Source organism: Rhodococcus sp. LB1 (assembly GCF_001583455.1).
Taxonomy (GTDB): domain Bacteria; phylum Actinomycetota; class Actinomycetes; order Mycobacteriales; family Mycobacteriaceae; genus Rhodococcus_F; species Rhodococcus_F opacus.
In genome coordinates, this window is sequence record NZ_LTCZ01000275.1 from 1 (window position 1) to 3136 (window position 3136).

The 3136-nt window shown below is 68.0% G+C and carries 3 protein-coding genes; all 3 read left to right on the forward strand.

Annotation, left to right across the window (positions count from 1 at the left end):
* Positions 1 to 224: 224 nt before the first annotated feature.
* Genes AZG88_RS29150 through AZG88_RS29160 form a run of 3 tightly spaced genes read left to right on the forward strand, consistent with a single transcriptional unit; the run spans position 225 to position 2969 of the window.
* A complete protein-coding gene (locus tag AZG88_RS29150; protein WP_082833512.1) occupies positions 225 to 1022 on the forward strand; it encodes an SDR family NAD(P)-dependent oxidoreductase in 798 nt (265 codons plus the stop codon).
* Positions 1019 to 1852: an aldo/keto reductase gene (locus AZG88_RS29155; RefSeq protein ID WP_061699880.1), complete on the forward strand. Its 834-nt coding sequence runs from the start codon at positions 1019 to 1021 to the stop codon at positions 1850 to 1852. The genes AZG88_RS29150 and AZG88_RS29155 overlap by 4 nt, the downstream gene beginning before the upstream one ends.
* Positions 1839 to 2969, forward strand: a complete 1131-nt coding sequence (locus tag AZG88_RS29160) for a glycerate kinase (RefSeq protein ID WP_061699881.1) — start codon at positions 1839 to 1841, stop codon at positions 2967 to 2969. The genes AZG88_RS29155 and AZG88_RS29160 overlap by 14 nt, the downstream gene beginning before the upstream one ends.
* Positions 2970 to 3136: the final 167 nt, after the last annotated feature.

Sequence of the window (3136 nt, forward strand, 5' to 3'; positions counted from 1 at the left end):
TCGGCGGGGTGGACCGGGTGCCGAGCCGTGCCGGCTCACTCAGCACGAGCGTGCTGGTCGTGCGGTCGGCGGAAGGGAGAACTATCGAAGCCATCTAAAAACTCCTGAAATCGCTTTCTTGCTGAAGTATGGATCACCATATACTGTGATGAACATCGAGGTCCAGACCACATGGGGCCTCAATTCATAGACTGAAAGCAGTTTCCGGCGCGGGTAGGTCAGGAATGTCCGCCGTCGCCGCGCCACCCGAAGGGAGCCACACTGTGGGCGCATCAACACAGGTCACCGAGTCGTCGGAATTGACGGGCAAGGCCGCGATCGTCACCGGCGCGGCCGGCGGAATCGGTTCCGCCATCGCCCGCAAGCTGGCAGCCCGCGGCGCCCAGGTGGTCGGCGTCGACGCCGACCCGAAGATCACCGACGTCATGACGCAGATCGGCGGACACGGCCTGTGCGGCGACCTGACCGATCCGGACTTCAGCGCCCAGGCCGTCGATCTCGCCCAGCAGGTCGCCGGACGCCTCGACATCCTGATCAACGCCGCGGGAATCCAGCTGCGCACCACCGCCATCGACGTCGACGAGGACGGCTGGCAGCGACTGGTCGATGTCAACCTCTCCGCGGTGTACCGGCTGACCCGGCAGTCGATGAAGTCGCTGATCGACAGCCGCGGCAGCGTCGTCAACATCGCCTCGCTCTCCGCCGACCGCGCTGTCCCGGGCATCGTCCCCTACGGCGCGACGAAGGCCGCTCTCACCCAGCTCGGCAAGGGCCTGGCCGTCGAACTCGGGCCGCAGGGCGTGCGCGTGAACACTGTCTCGCCGGGATACATCGAGACCCCGATGACGGCGGAGGTGCTCGGGCAGGAAGAATTCCGTGCCCAGAAGCTGAGCCGTATCCCGTTGCAGCGGTTCGCGGACGGTGACGACGTCGCCGACGTGGTGCTGTTCCTCGTCTCCGACGCCGCCCGGTACGTCACCGGCGTCGTGCTGCCCGTCGACGGCGGGTACTCGATCACATGACCGCGGCGGCAACCGTTCCCTCGATCACCCTGAACAACGGTGTGACCATGCCCGCCATCGGATTCGGGGTGTTCAAGATCCCCGATGAGGACATGCATGCGACGGTCGGACATGCCGTGACCGCCGGATACCGCGCCTTCGACACCGCCCCGATGTACGGCAACGAGCACTCTCTCGGTCGCGCGCTGGCAGGCTCCGGTATCAGCCGCGACGAATTGTTCGTGACCACCAAGGTTTCCAACGAGGACCAGGGGTACCGGTCGACCCTCGACGCCGTCGATGCGAGTATCGGCCGTCTCGGCCTGGGCTATGTCGACCTGTGCCTGATCCACTGGCCGGCGCCCGCGCGCGGCACCTACCTGGACACCTGGCGGGCCCTCGAACAGCTCTATGCCGCGGGCCGAATCCGGGCGATCGGCGTCTCGAACTTCCAGCCCGATCACCTGCACCGCCTCATAGAGGTCGCCACGGTCGCGCCCGTGGTCAACCAGATCGAACTGCACCCACTGCTGACCCAACCGGCGATGCTGGACCTGCACCGAACCCTCGGCATCCACACCCCGGCATGGGCGCCGCTCGCGCGCGGCCGGCTACTCGGCAACGAGGTACTCCAGGTTCTCGCCGACCGGCACGGGGTGTCCCTCGCTCAGGTGGTGCTGCGCTGGCACCTACAACTCGGGGCAACGCCGTTGCCGAAATCGGCCTCACCGGAACGGATACGCAGCAACATCGACGTGTTCGATTTCCAGCTCAGTCCCGACGAGATGGCACAGATCTCGGCGCTGAATCGGACCGAGAGAACAGGGCCGCACCCCGATGACGTCCACTGATCATCCCGAGCCGAGGAAGAGCGCCCCGATGCGCGTCGTCTTCGCCCCCGACTCGTTCAAAGGCTCGATCAACGCGATCGACCTAGCTGATGCACTGGCCGCCGGGTGGGCGGCGGTGCGCCCACACGACGAACTGGTACTCCTGCCGCAAGCCGACGGCGGGGAGGGCACCCTCGACGCCATCGCCTCCTGCCACCCGCACGTCACCTGGCACTCCGTGTCCGGAGTCCGCGGACCCGACGGCCGTCGGACAACCGGCAGATGGCTGCGACTCGACGACGGAACCGCGGTCGTCGAACTGGCCCAGATGAGCGGCCTGCCACTGATGGACGCCCTCGACGCCGGCGGCGCCTCGACCACCGGTCTGGGACAGGTAATCGCCGCCGCCCTCGACGACGGCGCCAAGTCCCTGCTCATCGGCCTCGGCGGGTCGGCGTCCACCGACGGCGGGGCCGGCGCACTCCGCGCCCTCGGCGTGAAACTGCTCGACAGGCACGGTCGCGACATCGGCGACGGCGGCGCAGCCCTGTCCGAACTCGACACCGTCGACGTCGACGCGCTGCGGGTGCCCCCGCCCGGCGGCGTGGAACTGCTGTCCGACACCACCGCCGTCCTGTGCCGGTCCCACGGCGCCGCACACGTCTTCGGTCCGCAGAAGGGTGCCGACCCGCAGCTGCGCGACCTTCTCGACACCGCCCTGCAACGGTTCGCGGACCGTCTCGGCACCGTGACAACTATTCGACCGAATGAACCCGGCGCCGGCGCGGCCGGCGGTGCCGGATTCGGTCTCTCGGCCTGGGGCGGGCGCCTCGTCCCCGGTGCGGCGCGCATAGCCGACCTCACCGGCCTCAGCGACGAATTCGGCCGCGCAGACGTCATCGTCACCGGCGAAGGCCGATTCGACGAGACCTCGCTGACCGGCAAACTCGTCGGCTCCGTACTCGCGCGGTGCGCGGACACCAATACCCGATCCGTCGTCGTCGCCGGCCAACTCGCGGCCACCCCACCCGACGCGTCCGTCTCACTGACGGCACTGGCGGGTTCAGCCGAAAACGCCATCGCCGAGACCGAGCGCTGGGCCCGGCACGCAGGTACCGCCGCCGCCGAAATGTTCTGACCTGGAACCCACGCCGCACCGCACGCCCACACCGTTTCGAGGTAGAAGAAGATGACAGTGATCGAGATCGACCCGGCGGCTACATCCCAGATGCACATGGCCGCAACGACATCGACGGGCCCGACTCCCCCGGTCTCCGTCTCCGGACGACGCACGAAGATCGTATG

Excerpts from the sequence above, each read along its gene's own strand:
- AZG88_RS29155 (WP_061699880.1), top strand. The coding sequence starts at position 1,019 with ATGACCGCGGCGGCAACCGTTCCCTCGATCACCCTGAACAACGGTGTG.
- AZG88_RS29150 (WP_082833512.1), top strand. The coding sequence starts at position 225 with ATGTCCGCCGTCGCCGCGCCACCCGAAGGGAGCCACACTGTGGGCGCA.
- AZG88_RS29160 (WP_061699881.1), top strand. The coding sequence starts at position 1,839 with ATGACGTCCACTGATCATCCCGAGCCGAGGAAGAGCGCCCCGATGCGC.